We start from the raw sequence: 17,225 nt of genomic DNA on the forward strand, positions 1-17,225 counted from the left end.
TACCGATAGCCTCCACTTAAGAGGTACGCTCGTGATGAGGCTGTTCGTCGCCGCCGCCCTAGTCGTGTCATTGATCGCGCCGGCCGCCGGACAGGCCAATCCGGTCCTGCGCCTCGAAAACATCTACGATACCGCGTCCTATCCCGAAGCCCACGCCTCGACCATTGTCGAAACGCGCCAGGGCACGATCGCTGCTGCCTGGTTCGGTGGCGAATATGAGCGCCACCCTGACGTCGCCATCTGGTTCGCGCGCCTGGAAAATGGCAAATGGCAGGTGCCGGTAAAGGTGGCCGATGGCGTTCAGTCCGACGGCGCCCACCTTCCAACCTGGAACCCGGTGCTGTTTCAGGCGCCCGATGGCGATCTGCATCTCTTCTACAAGGCCGGCCCCAGTCCACAGACCTGGTGGGGCATGGTCATCCGCTCAAAGGACGACGGCCGTACATGGTCAAGGCCCGAACGATTGCCCGACGGCATCCTGGGCCCCATCAAGAACAAGCCGGTGGTGCTCAACGACGGAACCTGGCTGTCGCCGTCCAGCACCGAAGACCGCGAGGGCATGACCAGCATGGGAAATGCCGCCTGGCGGCTGCATTTCGAGCGCTCGGCCGACAAGGGCAGGACCTGGACCAGGACCGACGACGTCGCGTCACCGATCGGCATCGAAGCTATCCAGCCCAGCATCCTGTTCCATAAGGACGGCCAGCTTCAGGCCATGGCCCGCACACGTCAGGGCACGGTCGCCATGACCTGGTCGAAGGACAATGGCAAAACCTGGAGCCCTCTGGCTGCCAGCAACCTGCCCAATCCCAATTCCGGCACCGATGCGGTGACGCTTAAGGACGGCCGGCAACTGATCGTCTATAATCCGACTGGCCATTTTCCGGACCAACCGGGAAGGGGGCCGCGCTATCCCATCAGTATCGCCCTGTCAGACGACGGCGTAACCTGGCGCGATGTGCTGACGCTCGAAGCCGCCCCGCTCAAAAACGGCTATGCCTATCCGGCGGTTATCCAGACCTCGGACGGGCGCATCCACATCACCTATACCTGGGACCGCAAGCGCATCCGCCACCTTGTCATCGATCCGGCCAAACTGGAACGATAGCAGCGATTGCACCGCATCGCGGATCAGGTAATCATGGCAGCCATGACCACCGGCCGCTTCCGCTTCGAACGCTTCGTCCTCGATCCCCACGATCGTCAGCTTACCTGCGACGATGTTCCGGTCGACCTGAATACGCGCTACCTCGACGCCCTGGCGCTGCTGGTTCGCGAACAGGGCAAGCTGGTATCGAAGGACCGCTTTCTCGACGAAGTGTGGCGCGGCGTGCCTGTCACCGACGAAGCGCTGACCCAGTGTATTCGCACGCTCCGCCGTCAATTGGGCGACGACGCCAGCCGTCCACGCTTTATCGAGACGGTGGTGAAGCACGGCTATCGTTTTATCGCGCCGGTCGAGATGGTTGGTCCTACCCTTGCTGCCGAGCCGGAAGCGGCAACAGGGCCGGTGGCGTCTCCCCCCTATGACTGGCGGCAACTGCTGATCATGACCGGGGCAGGGACGGCGGGCGCAATCTTCGCCGGCGCCGTTGGCGGCATGCTCTACGGCTTCAGCGCCTCGTCGCAGCCTATGGTCGCCGGCATGGGCGCCGTATCCATCCTGCTCGTCATCATCTGCCTCACCGTAGTCGTCGCTTTTCTCGGCGGAGCAGGGGTCAGCTTTGGCATTGCCGCCGGAAATCTGGCGACGCGCGGCCCATCGTGGTGGACCATAGCCGGCGGATCGGCCGGCGGGCTGATCGTGGGCGCGGTCGTCAAGCTGGTCGGCCTCGACGCCCTCAACCTCTTGTTCGGCCAGTCGCCGGGCAATATCACCGGCGCCCCCGAAGGCGCGATCCTCGGCGCCGGCGTCGGCTTCGGCGCCTGGATGGCGGCGCGCCCGGGCACCAAACCGTCGCTTCGGCGCAGCGTCGTCATCGGCCTCCTTAGCGGCTGTGCGGCCGGTGTTTTTGTTTTCCTGACGGGCGGCCGGATGATGGCCGGCAGCTTGTTCCTGCTCAGCCAGCACGTTCCAGCGTCGCGGCTACGGCTCGATCCCATCTGGAACGCCTTGGGGGAAACCACCTATGGCCCCGTCAGCCGCCTGGTCACCAGCGGCCTCGAAGGCGCCCTGTTCGGCAGCTGCGTCGTCGGCGCCATGATGCTGGCACGCAAGAGCGCTTTCCGAAAAGTGTAAAGCGGTTTCCGGATAAAAAGCGCGACAAAAAAATGATCACCAGCGGCGCGGCAATTCGACATTGATGCGCGTGGCAGCCACCGCCGCCTGACCGACGGCGACGCTGATCTGGTTCAGCCCGCTGACGACATCGCCGGCGGCATACAATCCAGGTACAGACGTCTGCTGATAGGGATCGGTCACCAGCTTGCCGGCGTCGTCGCATCTGGCGCCCAGCGCAAGCGCCAGCCCGGCACGCGGTCGGCAACCGAACATCGGATAGATACTGTCGAAGACGTGTTCCTTGCCGTCGACCACGGCGGCGGCATGGCCGGTCCCGCTGACCTTCACTGCAGCGTTCGCCGATTCCAGCAGGGCGATCCCGGCGTCGGACAGGCAATTGCGCTGATCGGTTGTCAGACATTCATCGTCCATTACGTGAATCAGCGTCAAATCCGCCGTGTAGGTCCGTAAGAAAAGGGCGTGGGCGACTGCGCCGTCTGTCCGCGCCATCACTGCCACACGCTTGTCGATGACCTCATACGCGTCGCATACCGGACACAGCCGCAACGCCCCTGTCGCCACGGCTGCGGCCCAGTTCGGCGTCTCCATACCCGCATCCGCTATGCCGGTGGTCAATATGACCGTCCGCCCCAGGACAGGCTCCGCCCCGAAACTGATGGCAAACCCGGCCTCATCGCACGTAATGGAGTCCGCCAGCCCGTCATACCGCGCCACCTCATAGCCCGACAGCTGCTCGTTCAACCGCCCCAGCAGGCCCGGTCCGGTCACACCATCCGGGAAACCCGGAAAATTGTGCGAAAGTGGGATAAGCCCGGCGCGACTGCGGCCGTTGTCAATCACCGCCACCGACCGCCGGAACCGCGCCATATAGAGCGCCGCGGTCAGCCCCGCCGGGCCGCCACCGATGATCAGGCAGTCATAAAGGGTCGGCACATCTGTCACCCTGGCTGTTGCAAATACGGCCAACGGTAGCGATTAGGACATCTGGAAAGGATAGGGCAGGGCCCGCCGGAGATAATAAAATAGAAAAATGGCTTGGCAGGACCCAATCGTGATTCTCGAATCACTCCCTTACGTGGCAAGGTCTGAAGTGAAAAAAGGCCATTTTTTGCGCTTGACTTCGAATTGATTTGTGTCCGGACGGCGCAAAAATGCCTCAAAATCCCGCAAACCCTTAAAAAAACACGGTTTGCAGTGCAAAAACTCCGATTTCTGTTTTGACGCGCATTAATTTTTGGTGTCTCTATCCCGTCACCTGTTGGCGACTCATGGCCGGTTCGAAACCGCAAACCCTATGGCTGCAACAGGGCGAATAGCCAACCGCCCAACTCGGGTAAGGGAGAAAACGATATGACCAAAGCTGAACTGGTAGCCGCGATCGCGGAATCGGCTGGACTGACCAAGGATCAAGCGAAGAAGGCCCTGGACGCTTTCACCGAGAGCGTAGTCGGCGCCCTGAAGAGCGGCGATGACGTCCGCCTCGTCGGCTTCGGCACCTTCCTCGCCGTCAAGCGCGAAGCCGGCACGGCCCGCAACCCGCGCACCGGCGAAACCGTGAAGCGTCCGGCTTCCGTCACGGCCCGCTTCCGCGTCGGCGAAGGCCTCAAGGGCGCGCTGAACGGCTAAGCTGTCTGGACGGCCCACAAGACCGTCCACAAGTCATTCAAGGGGCGTTTCTGCACATAGCGGAAACGCCTCTTGACTTTTAGGGGGGAGGTTGGCACACGGTGCCCTCCTTCGGGCTTCGCCCCTAGGCCTCCTCCTGGAGAGGGCGATTAGCTCAGCTGGCAGAGCGGCTCGTTTACACCGAGTAGGTCGGCGGTTCGATCCCGTCATCGCCCACCAGGGCCACAGGCCCTGGACCCTGATCGTTTACGTCACAATTGGTATAGGCCTCATGCTCACGGCAGCCTACACAGGCTTGCGGGCGATGAACTGCGTCACGGAACCGGAACCCGTGTGGCCCAGCCCTTCACGGATGTCATGCACCGTGTCCTGCGCCGACAGGATATCGAAGCCTTCGAATGCTTCCATCAGCATGTCCAGTGACGTCAGATAATCGACATCCTTTGGCCCACCCGTGCTGTAAGACAGTTGGTCGGCGTTATAGCCCTCCAGGACGAATACCCCGCCGGGTTTGAGCGCGGCCTTGATGGCGGCATAGAGCGGCGGCCGGTCGCGCGATGCCATATGACAGAAGATCGAAACAATCCCATCCCAGGCGGAGCTGCCCATGTCGTACTGCGTCAGGTCAGCCAGGACATAGTCTATGGCCACGTCGCGCGCCTTGGCCAAAACCAGCGCCTTGGCTTGCCCCTCCGGTGAAAAATCAACGCCTTGCACCAAACAGCCCTGTTCCGCCAGGAAGACGGCATTGCGTCCTTCGCCTTCCGCCAGGCTCAGCACCCGGTCGCCCGAGCGGAACAGGCTGGCATGCTCGTGCAGGAAATCGTTGGGCTCTGCACCATAGAGATAGGTGTCGTGCTTATAACGTTCGTCCCAGAAGTCCGCTCCGGTAAATCCGGTCATGGCCGTATTCCTTATCTACATCAATTATTTGCCCGCATATCCTTATGCGTCTGGAAAAGACTACAAGTTCAAGCTAGGTTGAGGTCAAGGACAAAAACGCGGAAAATTCACATGCTCGATATCGCCGAGGTCGCGAGGCAATCCGGCTTGCCAGCCTCGACCTTACGCTTCTACGAAGAAAAGGGGCTGATCGCCTCGATCGGCCGGCGCGGGTTGCGGCGCCTGTTCGAAAGCGCCGTGCTTGAACGCCTGTCGCTCATAGCCCTCGGCCGCAAGGCCGGCTTCTCACTCGATGATATCGCTGCCATGTTCGGCACCGACGGCAGCGTGAACATCGACCGTCGGATCCTGGCCGCCAAGGCCATTGAACTCGATCGGACCATACGCCGCCTCAGCGCCCTGCGCGACGGCCTGCGCCACGCCGCCGACTGTCCGGCGCCCAGCCACCTTGAATGCCCGACCTTCCAACGCCTGCTGAAAGGCGTCACAAAGCCCAGGCGCGCCTAGAGCGATATGGCGAAAAGTGTCAGCGGTTTTCGCCAAAAATATCGCGAAAAAGCAAAAACTTAGATCGGAACGGCATTTCTGTTTAAAACGATTCCGATCTAAGCCTGCTGCGTTCTCGCGATTTCGACGATCACGTCCCCGGCCTGGAGCGCCTTGGCTTCGGCTTCCCAGTAGCCGTGGATCTTGCCCGCGCGGCACAGCCGCAAGCCCTTGCCGGTCCTGAGGCTTTCCAGCGGCGTCCCCACCTCATCCGGAGTGACTTCGCGCTCACGCAGGACCACGCAACCGTCGGCCGAAGCCAGGTCGGCGATGTATTCGACGACGTGCCGTCCTTCCGAAGCCCGCGCCAGCAAGTGCCCGCCCATGCTGACCGGGTTGATGACGTTATTGGCTCCGGCCTGGCGCATAAGGTCCTCGTTCTCGGTGGCGCGAACCGAAGCGCTGATCGAGACGGTCGGGTTCATCTGCCGCGCGCTCAGCACGATCAGCACGGTCGAATCATCGCGGTGCGTCGAGATGATGACCGCCTTTGCCGTGGTGATGCTGGCCGCCGCCTGCGTGGCGTTAAAGGTCGCGTCGCCGACAATGCCGGTAACACCGCGTTCGATGGCAGCAGTGATGCGCAACTCGCTCTGGTCGACGACGACGATGGCTTCCGGCTTCGCGCCCTGGCGCAACAGCTCATCGACCACCGATTCGCCGGTCGAGCCATAGCCGTAGATGATGATGTGGTCCTTCAGTGTTTTTCGAATCATGTGCGTCCGAAACTGCTCCCACGTGCTTTTGAGCACCAGCGTATAGGCGGTGCCAAGAAAGATGATCCAGATAAACAGCCTGACCGGCGTGACCACAAAGGTGTCGAACATGCGCGCCCGGTCGCTGACCGGTACGATATCGCCATAGCCCACGGTCGTGACGGTAATCGCCGTGAAATAGACGACATCGCTGAACGACACGTCGCCATCGATATTGTCGCGCAACCCGCCGCGATCCAGCCAGTGACCGCCCATGGCGATGCCAAGACAGATGGCGCACAGCACTGCCCGGACCCACAGCGACTGCCACACATTCATCTTCGGCTTGCGTTTGAGGACAAGCGGCAGGGTTAGGGGCATATGGGTCGGCCGTCCGTTGAACCGGGATATGCTAGGCGGGTTTCACATGCCTCGCCAGTGTTTTCAGAACACCAGATCGGTGCGCACGGGCAAGTGATCAGACCCGACCGGTGTCAGGACCTTGAACTTGCCGGCCTTGACGCCCTTGGTCAGGACGTGGTCGATCTGGATCGCCAGCCAAGGCCGGCCTTCCGGCCAGGTGTGGGTGATGCCCGATCCTGACGGCCATTGCATCCGGTTGGCCATCAGCGAGTTCAGGCTGCCCGACCACAGGGTGGCGTTGAGATCGCCCGCCAACACGACCGGTTTGGTTTCCTTCGCGATTCGTGCGGCGAGGGCGTCGATATAGGCGCGGTTGTCGACGGTCAGCCTGGTAGTGGCGGGCGGCATGGGATGGGCGACGTAGAAAATGAAGTCGCCGAAATCGGCGCGTGCCGCGGTCATGCCCAATGTCCCCAGCTCGAACACCTCGGCCTTGAACGGGCGCCTGGCGTAAATGGCGACGCCGAATATGCCGAGATCCGGTCCATAACGATAAGGATAGCGGTCCGACAGTGCCTCAAGCGCAGCGATCCATTCCGGCGAGGTCTCGGCGGCGGCGAAGATGTCGGGCGCCTCGGTCTCGACCAGCGAGATAACCTTGGCGTGCTGAGGATTACCGGTCAGGACGTTTGAGAACACCAGGCTGACGGGCTTGCCCGGTGCTTCGGCGGGCAGGACAGGCCGGTTAAGTACCCTGTAGGCTATGGGGCAGAGGTTCACCGCCACGACAACCGCCGCCAGGCCGATCAGCCAGCGCCGTTTCAGCAGCAGCGCGGCGACCAGTGCGACGATGGCCAGAACCAGGAACTGCATGCGGAACGGTGCGATCATGTCGCCCGGCCATCCGCCGACGAACGCGGCAAGGCTGATGGTGAGCCCAACAATCAGCCCAAAAGCGATGAGATAACGCGCGGTCTTTTCCATAATTCCCCCATCACATCCCGAATAAGCAAAAACCGCCAGCCTTCTGAAAAGACTGGCGGTTTGAACTGTATCGTGCCGGCTGGCGCGTCCTTAGAACTGGAAGCGCGTGCGCAGCGACAGGCTGTAGCTCTTGTAAGCTTCCATATCCTGGAAGTTACCTTCAAGCGCGAAGTAGCTGTATTCATTGTCGGTCGACAGACGGAAGCCGGCCACCGGGCCGCCGCCGGTGATTTCACCGCCGTTAAGCGTGAAAGCCGTGCCGCCCTTGAAGTTGGCCACTGTGTCGCCAATGTCGCCGGCGATGCTCTGCTTCCAGCCCAGCCACAGCTCCGGACGGATAAACCAGCGCGTATAGCTGACGTTCACGAGCGCCTTGGCGCTGGAAATCTTCGAATCGCGGCTGGCAACGTCCAGGTTGAAGGAGTCGCCACCGCCCGCTTCGGAGCGTTCCTGTTCGTTCAAGCCGTAGAAGTCGGCGGTGACCTGCGGCGTGACGTTGAAGAAGCCGGCACGGTAGTCGACCGAGGCGCCGAAACCAGCGCTGTACGAAAAGCCGCTCCAGTCCGATTCCGCGGCGTGAGTCACGTAGTTGGTCAGCAACTGACGGGTCGATTCGAACTGGGCGAAGCCGGCACCGAAATGCGCCCAGCTCTTGAAGCCGCCGTTGCGCATCCGCCAGTAACCGCCGAGGGTCAGGTCGGATGCGACCAGGTCCTCGTTGCCGATCGCGAAGGTGTCGATCGGCGTCGTCGAGGTGTAGGACAGGTAGACACCAACCATCGACTTGTCGCCCATGGCGGTTTCACGGCCGCCGGCGAAACTGAAGCCGGTCGATTCGAAGCCGGCCGTATCGCCGCGTTCGCGCTCATTATGGAAGCCGTATTCCTGCAGCCAGTACTGGCCGCCTTCATTGTTCGGAATAACGGTCAGGTTGCCCAGCCCGTGCGTGATCGATTCGTGGCCCTCAGCCAGGGTGATGGCTGTCTCGCCCGAATAGTCCGGCAGATACTGGTTATAGATAGGATCGAATTCGGCCTTGGTCCGGGTCAACATGATCGCCGTGGTCGCACCGGAATCCTTTTCAACCGCCTTCATTACCGGGACGAACGCGGCATATTCATTATCGGTGAAGCCGGCCTCAGCCTGATTCTTGAGACGGAACTTGGCCGAAAGCGTCGTCTTGGCCGTGTCGGTCGTCAGATCCGTGTGATAGACGTAGGGCGTGCGGCCATCCAGATTGGTTATTGTGCCCATATTGATATTCGAGGCCGTCAGCACCGTGAAGGTCTTTTCCTCCAGCACGACCTTGTTGACGCCGATAGTGAGCGTCGCGCCGTTGTCGAATACGACGGGACCCGAAGAGGCAAAAATAGGAACGGTCGGTGTGTCAGCGTCCAAAGTCAGGCTGAGCGATGCCTTGTCACCGAGATGCAGGCTGGTGAGGTTGAGCTTCGAGCCAGCAGCCAGAACCGCGACAGATGTTCCGCCGATATCAAGCGCCACCGACCCTGTACCGTTCAGCTTGCCTGCGTATATTGCCGCGCCGGTCATCGTATAACTATTGGCGCCAGCGCCAAAATCGATATTGCCGGAGATCGTGCCGCCGTTCTGGGTGACAACGTCGTTACCCGACCCCAGCAGGATGTCGCCAAGGATATAGGGCGCGGCAATCGCCTTGTCAGCGTCGGAATCGGTCGGGGCCGTGTCTGTCATGGTCAGCGCCAGGCCGACCGTGTTGGTGTGTGTATCGACCGCGATGCCGCGATTGACCAGCGTATCAGCAACGCCGTCGCCGTTGTCGTCGCTGGCCGTGATTGTGCCGGACAGGACGTTCTTGTTGTTGAGCGTAGTCAGCGTATTCGACTGGTCGCGGATAGCCGTTGCGTTGGCCGTCGAGCCCGTGGCTGATGCTGAAACCGTCGAACCTGCGGCGATATCGATGATGGGCAGGCTGGCGCCCGCGGCGATGTCGATGGCGCGCGCCGTCGTGCCCGCGCCGACCGTGCTGTAGGTCGTGGTGGTGCCGCTGGTTGTCGACGTCGTGACCGTCGCGATCGCGGCGCGGATGGTGCCCTTATTGATGTCCAGACGCGGCGTGCTGAGGCCTGAGCCGACCAGAAGGCCGGTCGCATTACCGCCGGCCGAGCTCGCGGCGATCACACCCGACGTGCCGTATACGCCGATGCCGTTGGCGATGGTCACAGCCTGCCCCAGGCCGCCCAGTTGCACCCCCGTAGCGTTGATGCCGGAATAGACACCAGAGCCGGTGATGCCACCGCGAATCAGCAGGCCGTAATTTACGGTCGGCGGCGAAATGGCGCCGGTGGCGTAGGTGACGCCGCTCAAGGTCGTCGCGGCAGTCGCCGAGCCGATGCGCAGGGCAGGGGCCGAGCCATAGTTGGTGATGGCTGCCGTGTTTTGTTCGGTATCGGTCTGGCCGTCGCCGTCCTCATCGGCGATCGCCGTATCGGTATCGCCCTGCGCGGCGCCGATGCGCACACCCTTGGCGTAGTTGCCGGCCAGGCTGACGGTCGCGCCGCTCTGGTACATGTCTTCAGGGGTCGCCAACACGGCGATCATTTGCGCAGCGGTCAGGCTGGAGGGCGTAGCCGTCGCATAGCCGGACGACGAGTAGGTGCCGTCGATAATAACATTGCCGGCGAAATCGCCGTTCAGGGTCGCAGCGCTTGTGTCCTTGCCGTGCGCACCGATGCTGCCGCTTAAGGTCACGTTGCCGGTCGCGCCATTATCCAGCGCGATACCGACATTGTTGTCGCCTTCCAGGGCCAGGGCGCCGTCGCTCTTGAAAGCGCCGTCAATCTTGTTCTCAAAACGCACGCCGTAGGAGTTGTTGCCTTCGACCTTGATGGCGCTGGCGCTGGTAATGGTGACATTGCCGACGAAGGGCGTGGCGCCGGTGGAACGCACACCATAGCGGCCTGTGCCTTGCGCGAACGGACCGTCAAGGACGCCATCGCCGGTATTCTTGGTGTCGGTCGCCGTGTAGTCGTCAGTGACCGTGATGGCGCCGCCGATCGTCAGCGATGAGGTCCGGCCGCCATCGATGAGAATCGCCGTCGAATTGTCGGCCGACTTGGCCATGTCGATGGCGCCGGTCAGGCTGACAGTGTTGTTGGAATTGACCGTGATGGCCGTGCCCGAGGTCAGGGTGATCTTGCCGTTCGAATCAACCGTCAGGTCGCCAGCCGTCGTCGTATTGACCGGGGCGGTGGTGGCGGTCGAAATCGTCGTTGCGGCCAAGGCCTGTCCGGCGACGAGGCCCGTCAGGATAAGGCCCATAGCCGTGGCGGACAGAAGTTGGTGTTTGCGCATGGTCTTAAAAGCTTCCCTGAGTGCGTAACGTGCGGTGCTTAACTTCGGTTTTCATCGGTTCGGCGACGGCGGTCGCCCATTTCACAGGTGTTGTGCGGCCTTGCGGGCCGGTTGTCCATAATTTGCTGCGGTCTTCCTTAGCCTTATTTTCGCCAACGGAAAAGCCCGCGCGCAAAGCGCGCGGCACGGCGCGCGATTACCCCACCCGCAAGGCTGCCAGAATTCGAAAATAAAGAGGGCGTAATTATGTCCGCCGGCTGTCCGCGCTGTCGCGAAGCCACATTTCCCACAAAGCCCATTTCGCCCGTAAAGGCGATTTGGCTTTTTCAATGTAAGAAAAAAAGAGGAGGGAAATGCGGAGCCACCCGATTGCCTTTCGGCAGGGGTGGCGCGAGTGACGGGGCTCGAACCCGCGACCTTCGGCGTGACAGGCCGACACTCTAACCAACTGAGCTACACCCGCATTCCCTTGTCTCGATTGCGAAAGCGTGTCCGCCGTCGAGAGATCGGCTTAATATGGGGGGGCGGCCTGACTGTCAAGCGCGTTGTCGCCAAACCTGTGAGTAATTTCCGGTTTTGCGTTTTTATTGCGAGTGATTTTCATATGCACCACAAGGGCTGGGCGATTTCGTCGCATGATGGCCGAAAAACGGCGATACCGGCGGAAAACTTGAAAATTTCGCACTGCAAAGGTTTGAAGCCGGGAACCAACTGGTCTAATAGCAGGTCGATTGAGTCCGTGGACGCAGTTAATGTCCGCGTGGTCGCGCGCTTATGTGCGGTATTGTTGAGGTGTCGAATGGATGCTGAGTTTACGAAATTCCTGCTGAACTATCTGCCGGTCATCATATTCTTCGGCATCGCCACGGCGCTTGGCCTCGGCTTCATCATCGCCGCGCTGGTTCTGGCGCCCAAGGCGCCGGATACCGAAAAGCTTTCGGCCTATGAATGCGGCTTCAATGCTTTCGACAGCGCGCGCCAGAAGTTCGATGTGCGCTTCTACCTGGTGTCGATCCTGTTCATCGTGTTCGACATCGAAGCCGCCTTCCTGTTTCCGTGGGCCGTGACGCTGTTCGACATGGACATGTCTTCGATGCAGTACGCCTTCTGGACGATGATTGTCTTTCTCGTCGAGCTGGCGCTTGGCTATGTATATGTGTGGAAAAAGGGAGCCCTGGAATGGGAGTGATTTTACCAGCAGGGCAGGCGGGCCGTTCGACGGTCGAAGGCTATAATCCCGACGTCCACGACAAGTTCTTTGAGCAGGTCTCAGCCGAGCTCAATGAAAAAGGTTTCCTGGTCGCTTCGGCCGATGACGTTATTACCTGGGCGCGCACCGGTTCGCTGATGTGGATGACCTTCGGCCTGGCGTGCTGCGCCGTCGAAATGATGCAGGCCTCGATGCCGCGTTACGACATGGAACGCTTCGGCATGGCGCCGCGCGCCAGCCCGCGCCAGTCGGACCTGATGATCGTCGCCGGCACCCTGACCAACAAGATGGCGCCGGCCCTGCGTAAGGTCTACGACCAGATGCCCGATCCGCGCTACGTCCTGTCGATGGGATCGTGTGCGAACGGCGGCGGCTATTATCACTATAGCTATAGCGTCGTGCGCGGCTGCGACCGCGTTGTTCCGGTCGACGTCTACGTGCCGGGGTGCCCGCCGTCGGCGGAGGCCCTGCTGTACGGCCTGCTGCAACTCCAGAAGAAGATCCGCCGCACCGGCGGCATCCGTCGCTAAGGGAGCAACGCACATGTCCATTGAAAAGTTGCAGGCCCTGGCGGAACGCGCCCAAGCCGAGTTCAAGGAAGCGATTCTAGAAACCCGTCTCCAATACGGCGAGCTGACCCTGACGGTCGAGCGCGAGCGCATTGTCGATATCCTGGCCAAGCTGAAGCGCGAGCCCTATCGCTTTCATCAGTTGATCGACCTGACCGGTGTCGACTATCCGAAGCGCGAGCGCCGTTTCGACGTCGTCTACCACCTGCTGTCGATGACCCAGAACATCCGCATTCGCATCAAGGTGACGACCGACGAGGCCGTGCCGGTGCCGTCAGTGCGCGAAGTCTATCCGAACGCCGATTGGTACGAGCGCGAAGCCTTCGACATGTACGGCATGATGTTCTCGAACCATCCCGACCTGCGCCGCCTCCTGACCGACTATGGCTTCCAGGGGCATCCTCTGCGCAAGGACTTCCCGATGACGGGCTATGTCGAGGTCCGTTACGACGAAGAGCAAAAGCGGGTGGTCTATGAGCCCGTCAAGCTGATTCAGGAATATCGCAAGTTCGACTTTCTGTCGCCGTGGGAGGGTGCCGAATACATCCTGCCGGGTGATGAAAAGGCCAAGACCGCTTAAGGCATTACTTGCTTTAGCGATAACAAGAGTTTGATGGGTAAAGGTTTTGTCCATGGCGGATGATCTGACAACGCAAGTGCAGCCGAAAGGCGAAGATGATCGTAAATTCACGATCAACTTCGGTCCCCAGCACCCGGCCGCCCACGGCGTTCTGCGCCTCGTGCTCGATCTCGACGGTGAAATCGTCGAGCGCGTCGATCCGCATATCGGCCTGCTGCATCGCGGCACCGAAAAGCTGATGGAGAGCCGCACCTATCTGCAGAACATTCCGTACTTCGACCGCCTCGACTACGTGGCGCCGATGAACCAGGAACACGCTTTCTGTATGGCGATCGAGAAGCTGCTCGACGTTCAGGTGCCCAAGCGCGCCCAGTATATCCGCGTCCTGTTCTGCGAAATCGGCCGCATTCTGAACCACCTGCTCAACGTGACGACCCAGGCCATGGACGTCGGCGCCCTGACCCCACCCTTGTGGGGTTTCGAAGAGCGTGAAAAGCTGATGGTCTTCTATGAGCGCGCGTCGGGTGCGCGCCTGCACGCCAACTATTTCCGCCCAGGCGGAGTCCACCAGGACCTGACGCCGGAACTGATCAACGACATCGAAGCCTGGTGCCGCTACTACCCCAAGGCACTGGCCGACATCGAGGCGCTGGTCACCGAAAACCGCATCTTCAAGCAACGCAATGTCGATATCGGCGTGGTGTCCAAGGACGAGGCCTATGACTGGGGCTTCACCGGCGTCATGCTGCGCGGCTCGGACGTGCCGTGGGATCTGCGCCGCTCGCAGCCCTATGAATGCTATGACGAGTTCGACTTTGACATCGTCGTCGGCAAGAACGGCGACTGCTGGGACCGTTACCTGTGCCGCATCGAAGAGATGAAGCAGTCGGTGCGCATCATGGAACAGTGCATTGAAAAGCTGAAGGTCACGCCGGGTCCGGTCCTGTCGACCGACCACAAGGTGACGCCACCGCGCCGCGCCGACATGAAGAACTCGATGGAAGCCCTGATCCATCACTTCAAACTGTACACCGAAGGCTTCAAGACGCCCGAAGGCGAGGTCTATGCCGCTGTTGAAGCGCCCAAGGGCGAATTCGGCGTCTATCTGGTCTCTGACGGCACCAACAAGCCCTATCGCTGCAAGATCCGCGCGCCGGGCTTTGCCCACCTTCAGGCGATGGACTGGATGAACCGCGGTCACCTGCTGGCTGACGTTTCGGCCATCCTGGGCTCGCTCGACATCGTGTTCGGGGAGGTCGACAGATGACGACCGAACAACTTATGGCGTTTGCGCTGATCGGCGTCGTATTCGGCGTCCTGGCGTTGACCATCTACATTTCGCGCCCGAACTGGCCGTATCATGGCGGTGGCGCGGCGGGCTATATCCGCGACCTGGTCATCTATACCTTCCTGCCGGCGCTGCCGGCCTTCATCGCCGTGCTCGGCTTCCGCATCTATACGATGCTCCAGCCGCCGGTCAGCGTTGATATGACCGTCAACTACATCATGATCGGCGTGGCCCTGATTGGCCTGGTCGTCATGCGCCGCATGTCTTTCGTGACCGCGGCACAGAACCGTGTCCGCGCCGCCCGTACGGCGCGCTTCGAGGCAATGGGGTCATGATGACTGGTGGATCGATTGTTTTTTCCCTGTTTTTTCGCGGCGAGCGGTGTAAAGCCCCTTCCGCAGACATGTGTATTGTGAGAGGCGCCTGATGGGTGTTCGTCGTCTAGCCAAGGAACAGCCTGCCAGTTTCGCCTTTTCAGCCGAGACGCTGGAAAAGGCCAACTGGTGGATTGCCAAGTATCCGGAATCGCGCCGCCAAAGCGCGGTCATCCCGATCCTGTGGCTGGTCCAGAAGCAGGAAGGCTGGGTCAGTGAGCCCGCCATTACCGCGATCGCCAAGCTGCTCCAGATGGCGCAGATCCGCGTCTTCGAAGTCGCGACCTTCTACACCATGTTCATGCTCGAGCCGGTCGGTTCGGCGGCCCTGATCCAGGTGTGCGGCACGACGCCGTGCATGCTGCGCGGGTCTGATGCGCTGCTCAAGGTCTGCAAGGACAAGATCGGTGCCAAGGACAAGCTGTCGGCCGACGGCAAATTCACCTGGCAGGAAGTCGAATGCCTGGGTGCGTGCTGCAATGCCCCGATGGCCCAGATCAACGACTACTATTACGAAGACCTGACGCCGGAAAACCTGGCCCAGATCATCGACGATTTCGCAGCGGGCAAGGCGCCCAATCCGGGTCCGTACAATGGCCGCCACACGTCGGAGCCGCTGGGCGGCGCCACGACGCTGAACACGGCCAGCCTGTACGACGGCTCGGCGGCCAAACCCGTCAAGATTCCCAACGCACCCACGGCGGAGGCGCAAGCCTGATGGTCGGCATTCTCGAAGACAAGGACCGCATCTTCACCAACCTCTACGGTTTCCATGACTGGGGCCTGGAGGGCGCGAAGCAGCGCGGCGCGTGGAACTCGACCAAGGACATCCTGTCCTGCGGCCGCGAGTGGATCATTACCAACGTCAAGAATTCCGGCCTGCGCGGCCGGGGCGGCGCCGGCTTCTCGACCGGCATGAAGTGGAGCTTCATGCCCAAGGAGGTCAAGGACCGTCCGCACTTCCTGGTGGTCAATGCCGACGAATCGGAACCCGGCACCTGCAAGGACCGGGAAATCATGCGCCACGATCCGCACCTGCTGATCGAAGGCTGCCTGATTGCCTCCTATTCGATGCAGGCCAAGGCCTGCTACATCTATCTGCGCGGCGAATACGTCCTGGAGCGCGAGCGCATGGAAGCCGCCGTCAAGCAGGCCTATGAGGCCAGGCTGATCGGCAAGAACAACATCCATGGCTGGGACTTCGACGTCTATATCCATCATGGCGCCGGCGCCTATATCTGCGGCGAAGAAACCGCCTTGCTGGAATCGCTGGAAGGCAAGAAGGGCCAGCCGCGCCTGAAGCCGCCGTTCCCGGCCGGTTCGGGCCTCTATGGCTGCCCGACGACCGTCAACAACGTCGAATCGATCGCTGTCGTCGGCACCATCCTGCGCCGAGGTGCAGCCTGGTTCGCCGGTTTCGGCGCGCCGAACAACGCAGGCACCAAGCTGTTCTGTGTCTCCGGCCACGTCGAAAAGCCGTGCAATGTTGAAGAGGCCATGTCGATCCCGTTCCGCCAGCTGATCGAGGATCACTGCGGCGGCATTCGCGGCGGCTGGGGCAACCTCAAGGCCGTCATTCCGGGTGGGTCTTCGGTGCCGATGATCCCGGCCGAGCAGTGCGAAAACCTGCCGATGGATTTCGACAGCCTGCGAAACCTGCGCTCGGGCCTGGGGACCGCGGCGGTCATCGTCATGGACAAGTCGACCGACCTGATCCGCGCCATTGCCCGTCTCAGCTACTTCTACAAGCACGAAAGCTGCGGCCAGTGCACGCCGTGCCGCGAAGGCACCGGCTGGATGTGGCGCGTCATGGAGCGCATGGTCAAGGGCGATGCCGATCCTTCGGAAATCGACACCCTGCTTGAAGTCACCACCCAGGTCGAAGGCCATACCATCTGTGCGCTTGGCGACGCGGCTGCCTGGCCGATCCAGGGCCTGATCCGCCATTTCCGTCCGGAAATCGAGGCGCGGATCGCCCAGTATCGTTCCGGCAAGAGCAATTACGCCGGCCATTCGGTTGCGGCGGAATAGAGGGCAGGGGCGATGCGCGGCAAGGTTCTTTCCTTCAACGGTTCCACGGGCCTGATCAGCGGCGACGATGGCCAGCGCTATACGTTCAGCGCGTCGGACCTCGGCGGTGACAGCACCTATGTGCCGAACGGCGCGACGGTCGATTTCGAAGGCAGCGACGGCATGGCCTCCAGCGTCTACGTCATCGCCAGCGGGATCGGGGAAAAGAACAAGTGGGTCGCAGCGCTGCTGTGCTTCTTCTTCGGCTGGTGCGGCATCCACAAATTCTATCTCGGCAAAACCGGCGCCGGGATCACCATGCTGATTTGCGGGACCGTCGGTTGGGTCATCATCATCCCCGGTGCCGTTGTTGCATTCATCAGTTTCATCGAACTGATCATCTATCTCGTGAAGTCCGATCAAAGCTTCTACGAGGACTATGTGGCGGGGAAGAAGTCATGGTTCTGACGACTGGATTGAACCGCAAAAATCGCAATTGTAT

At 61.2% G+C, this 17,225-nt stretch carries 17 protein-coding genes and 2 tRNA genes; 13 read left to right on the forward strand and 6 right to left on the reverse strand.

Going from position 1 to position 17,225, the window contains the following annotated elements; genetic code table 11:
* The first annotated feature begins 34 nt into the window (after positions 1 to 34).
* On the forward strand, positions 35 to 1,108 hold the full coding sequence (locus AC1DON_RS15445; RefSeq protein ID WP_476935871.1) for a sialidase family protein: 1,074 nt from the start codon (positions 35 to 37) through the stop codon (positions 1,106 to 1,108).
* A gap of 33 nt (positions 1,109 to 1,141) precedes the next feature.
* On the forward strand, positions 1,142 to 2,239 hold the full coding sequence (locus tag AC1DON_RS15450; protein ID WP_476935708.1) for a winged helix-turn-helix domain-containing protein: 1,098 nt from the start codon (positions 1,142 to 1,144) through the stop codon (positions 2,237 to 2,239).
* A 36-nt stretch (positions 2,240 to 2,275) separates the two neighbouring features.
* Here the strand turns inward: AC1DON_RS15450 and AC1DON_RS15455 are convergent, their stop codons facing one another.
* The gene (locus AC1DON_RS15455; RefSeq protein WP_476935709.1) at positions 2,276 to 3,175 is read right to left on the reverse strand and encodes an NAD(P)/FAD-dependent oxidoreductase; all 900 of its coding nucleotides are present in this window, start codon (positions 3,173 to 3,175) and stop codon (positions 2,276 to 2,278) included.
* A 417-nt stretch (positions 3,176 to 3,592) separates the two neighbouring features.
* Here AC1DON_RS15455 and AC1DON_RS15460 point away from each other — a divergent pair, with 417 nt between their 5' ends.
* Together AC1DON_RS15460 and AC1DON_RS15465 are read left to right on the forward strand one after the other, a co-directional pair.
* Positions 3,593 to 3,868 carry an HU family DNA-binding protein gene (locus AC1DON_RS15460; RefSeq protein ID WP_476935710.1) on the forward strand — a complete coding sequence of 92 codons (276 nt, stop codon included), beginning with the start codon at positions 3,593 to 3,595 and terminating at the stop codon, positions 3,866 to 3,868.
* Between the two features lie 143 nt (positions 3,869 to 4,011).
* Positions 4,012 to 4,087 (forward strand) — tRNA-Val (locus AC1DON_RS15465).
* A gap of 66 nt (positions 4,088 to 4,153) precedes the next feature.
* Here AC1DON_RS15465 and AC1DON_RS15470 read toward each other — a convergent pair.
* Positions 4,154 to 4,771: an SAM-dependent methyltransferase gene (locus AC1DON_RS15470; protein ID WP_476935711.1), complete on the reverse strand. Its 618-nt coding sequence runs from the start codon at positions 4,769 to 4,771 to the stop codon at positions 4,154 to 4,156.
* A 111-nt stretch (positions 4,772 to 4,882) separates the two neighbouring features.
* Here AC1DON_RS15470 and AC1DON_RS15475 point away from each other — a divergent pair, with 111 nt between their 5' ends.
* Positions 4,883 to 5,278, forward strand: a complete 396-nt coding sequence (locus tag AC1DON_RS15475) for a helix-turn-helix domain-containing protein (RefSeq protein ID WP_476935712.1) — start codon at positions 4,883 to 4,885, stop codon at positions 5,276 to 5,278.
* A gap of 98 nt (positions 5,279 to 5,376) precedes the next feature.
* Here the strand turns inward: AC1DON_RS15475 and AC1DON_RS15480 are convergent, their stop codons facing one another.
* The 4 genes from AC1DON_RS15480 to AC1DON_RS15495 all read right to left on the reverse strand — a co-directional run bounded on the left by AC1DON_RS15480 (position 5,377) and on the right by AC1DON_RS15495 (position 11,155).
* The gene (locus AC1DON_RS15480; protein WP_476935713.1) at positions 5,377 to 6,393 is read right to left on the reverse strand and encodes a potassium channel family protein; all 1,017 of its coding nucleotides are present in this window, start codon (positions 6,391 to 6,393) and stop codon (positions 5,377 to 5,379) included.
* 63 nt (positions 6,394 to 6,456) lie between these two features.
* On the reverse strand, positions 6,457 to 7,359 hold the full coding sequence (locus tag AC1DON_RS15485; protein ID WP_476935714.1) for an endonuclease/exonuclease/phosphatase family protein: 903 nt from the start codon (positions 7,357 to 7,359) through the stop codon (positions 6,457 to 6,459).
* Positions 7,360 to 7,449: 90 nt separating this feature from the next.
* Positions 7,450 to 10,692, reverse strand: a complete 3,243-nt coding sequence (locus AC1DON_RS15490) for an autotransporter domain-containing protein (protein ID WP_476935715.1) — start codon at positions 10,690 to 10,692, stop codon at positions 7,450 to 7,452.
* A gap of 386 nt (positions 10,693 to 11,078) precedes the next feature.
* Positions 11,079 to 11,155, reverse strand: a tRNA-Asp gene (locus tag AC1DON_RS15495).
* A 336-nt stretch (positions 11,156 to 11,491) separates the two neighbouring features.
* Between AC1DON_RS15495 and ndhC the strand changes: the two genes are divergently transcribed.
* The 8 genes from ndhC to AC1DON_RS15535 all read left to right on the forward strand — a co-directional run bounded on the left by ndhC (position 11,492) and on the right by AC1DON_RS15535 (position 17,191).
* The gene (gene ndhC / locus AC1DON_RS15500; protein WP_192620207.1) at positions 11,492 to 11,881 is read left to right on the forward strand and encodes an NADH-quinone oxidoreductase subunit A; all 390 of its coding nucleotides are present in this window, start codon (positions 11,492 to 11,494) and stop codon (positions 11,879 to 11,881) included.
* Positions 11,851 to 12,432 (forward strand): NuoB/complex I 20 kDa subunit family protein, encoded by a 582-nt coding sequence (locus AC1DON_RS15505; protein ID WP_476935716.1) that lies wholly within the window; start codon positions 11,851 to 11,853, stop codon positions 12,430 to 12,432. The genes ndhC and AC1DON_RS15505 overlap by 31 nt, the downstream gene beginning before the upstream one ends.
* A gap of 13 nt (positions 12,433 to 12,445) precedes the next feature.
* Entirely contained in the window at positions 12,446 to 13,051 is a 606-nt protein-coding gene (locus AC1DON_RS15510) for an NADH-quinone oxidoreductase subunit C (RefSeq protein WP_476935717.1), read from the forward strand.
* Between the two features lie 52 nt (positions 13,052 to 13,103).
* Complete coding sequence (locus AC1DON_RS15515) at positions 13,104 to 14,318, forward strand: NADH-quinone oxidoreductase subunit D (RefSeq protein WP_476935718.1); 1,215 nt, start codon at positions 13,104 to 13,106, stop codon at positions 14,316 to 14,318.
* Positions 14,315 to 14,674: a hypothetical protein gene (locus tag AC1DON_RS15520; RefSeq protein ID WP_476935719.1), complete on the forward strand. Its 360-nt coding sequence runs from the start codon at positions 14,315 to 14,317 to the stop codon at positions 14,672 to 14,674. The genes AC1DON_RS15515 and AC1DON_RS15520 overlap by 4 nt, the downstream gene beginning before the upstream one ends.
* A 91-nt stretch (positions 14,675 to 14,765) precedes the next feature.
* A complete protein-coding gene (gene nuoE / locus AC1DON_RS15525; protein WP_476935720.1) occupies positions 14,766 to 15,431 on the forward strand; it encodes an NADH-quinone oxidoreductase subunit NuoE in 666 nt (221 codons plus the stop codon).
* A complete protein-coding gene (gene nuoF / locus AC1DON_RS15530) occupies positions 15,431 to 16,744 on the forward strand; it encodes an NADH-quinone oxidoreductase subunit NuoF (RefSeq protein ID WP_476935721.1) in 1,314 nt (437 codons plus the stop codon). Before nuoE ends, nuoF begins: the two co-directional genes overlap by 1 nt.
* A gap of 12 nt (positions 16,745 to 16,756) precedes the next feature.
* Positions 16,757 to 17,191: a TM2 domain-containing protein gene (locus tag AC1DON_RS15535; RefSeq protein WP_476935722.1), complete on the forward strand. Its 435-nt coding sequence runs from the start codon at positions 16,757 to 16,759 to the stop codon at positions 17,189 to 17,191.
* The last annotated feature ends 34 nt before the right edge of the window (positions 17,192 to 17,225 follow it).

This window comes from Asticcacaulis sp. P4_H10 (genome assembly GCF_056400965.1).

Excerpts from the sequence above, each read along its gene's own strand:
- AC1DON_RS15510 (WP_476935717.1), top strand. The coding sequence starts at position 12,446 with ATGTCCATTGAAAAGTTGCAGGCCCTGGCGGAACGCGCCCAAGCCGAG.
- AC1DON_RS15515 (WP_476935718.1), top strand. The coding sequence starts at position 13,104 with ATGGCGGATGATCTGACAACGCAAGTGCAGCCGAAAGGCGAAGATGAT.
- AC1DON_RS15520 (WP_476935719.1), top strand. The coding sequence starts at position 14,315 with ATGACGACCGAACAACTTATGGCGTTTGCGCTGATCGGCGTCGTATTC.
- AC1DON_RS15475 (WP_476935712.1), top strand. The coding sequence starts at position 4,883 with ATGCTCGATATCGCCGAGGTCGCGAGGCAATCCGGCTTGCCAGCCTCG.
- AC1DON_RS15460 (WP_476935710.1), top strand. The coding sequence starts at position 3,593 with ATGACCAAAGCTGAACTGGTAGCCGCGATCGCGGAATCGGCTGGACTG.
- nuoF (WP_476935721.1), top strand. The coding sequence starts at position 15,431 with ATGGTCGGCATTCTCGAAGACAAGGACCGCATCTTCACCAACCTCTAC.
- ndhC (WP_192620207.1), top strand. The coding sequence starts at position 11,492 with ATGGATGCTGAGTTTACGAAATTCCTGCTGAACTATCTGCCGGTCATC.
- AC1DON_RS15450 (WP_476935708.1), top strand. The coding sequence starts at position 1,142 with ATGGCAGCCATGACCACCGGCCGCTTCCGCTTCGAACGCTTCGTCCTC.
- AC1DON_RS15485 (WP_476935714.1), bottom strand. The coding sequence starts at position 7,359 with ATGGAAAAGACCGCGCGTTATCTCATCGCTTTTGGGCTGATTGTTGGG.
- AC1DON_RS15535 (WP_476935722.1), top strand. The coding sequence starts at position 16,757 with ATGCGCGGCAAGGTTCTTTCCTTCAACGGTTCCACGGGCCTGATCAGC.
- AC1DON_RS15445 (WP_476935871.1), top strand. The coding sequence starts at position 35 with ATGAGGCTGTTCGTCGCCGCCGCCCTAGTCGTGTCATTGATCGCGCCG.
- nuoE (WP_476935720.1), top strand. The coding sequence starts at position 14,766 with ATGGGTGTTCGTCGTCTAGCCAAGGAACAGCCTGCCAGTTTCGCCTTT.
- AC1DON_RS15490 (WP_476935715.1), bottom strand. The coding sequence starts at position 10,692 with ATGCGCAAACACCAACTTCTGTCCGCCACGGCTATGGGCCTTATCCTG.
- AC1DON_RS15470 (WP_476935711.1), bottom strand. The coding sequence starts at position 4,771 with ATGACCGGATTTACCGGAGCGGACTTCTGGGACGAACGTTATAAGCAC.
- AC1DON_RS15480 (WP_476935713.1), bottom strand. The coding sequence starts at position 6,393 with ATGCCCCTAACCCTGCCGCTTGTCCTCAAACGCAAGCCGAAGATGAAT.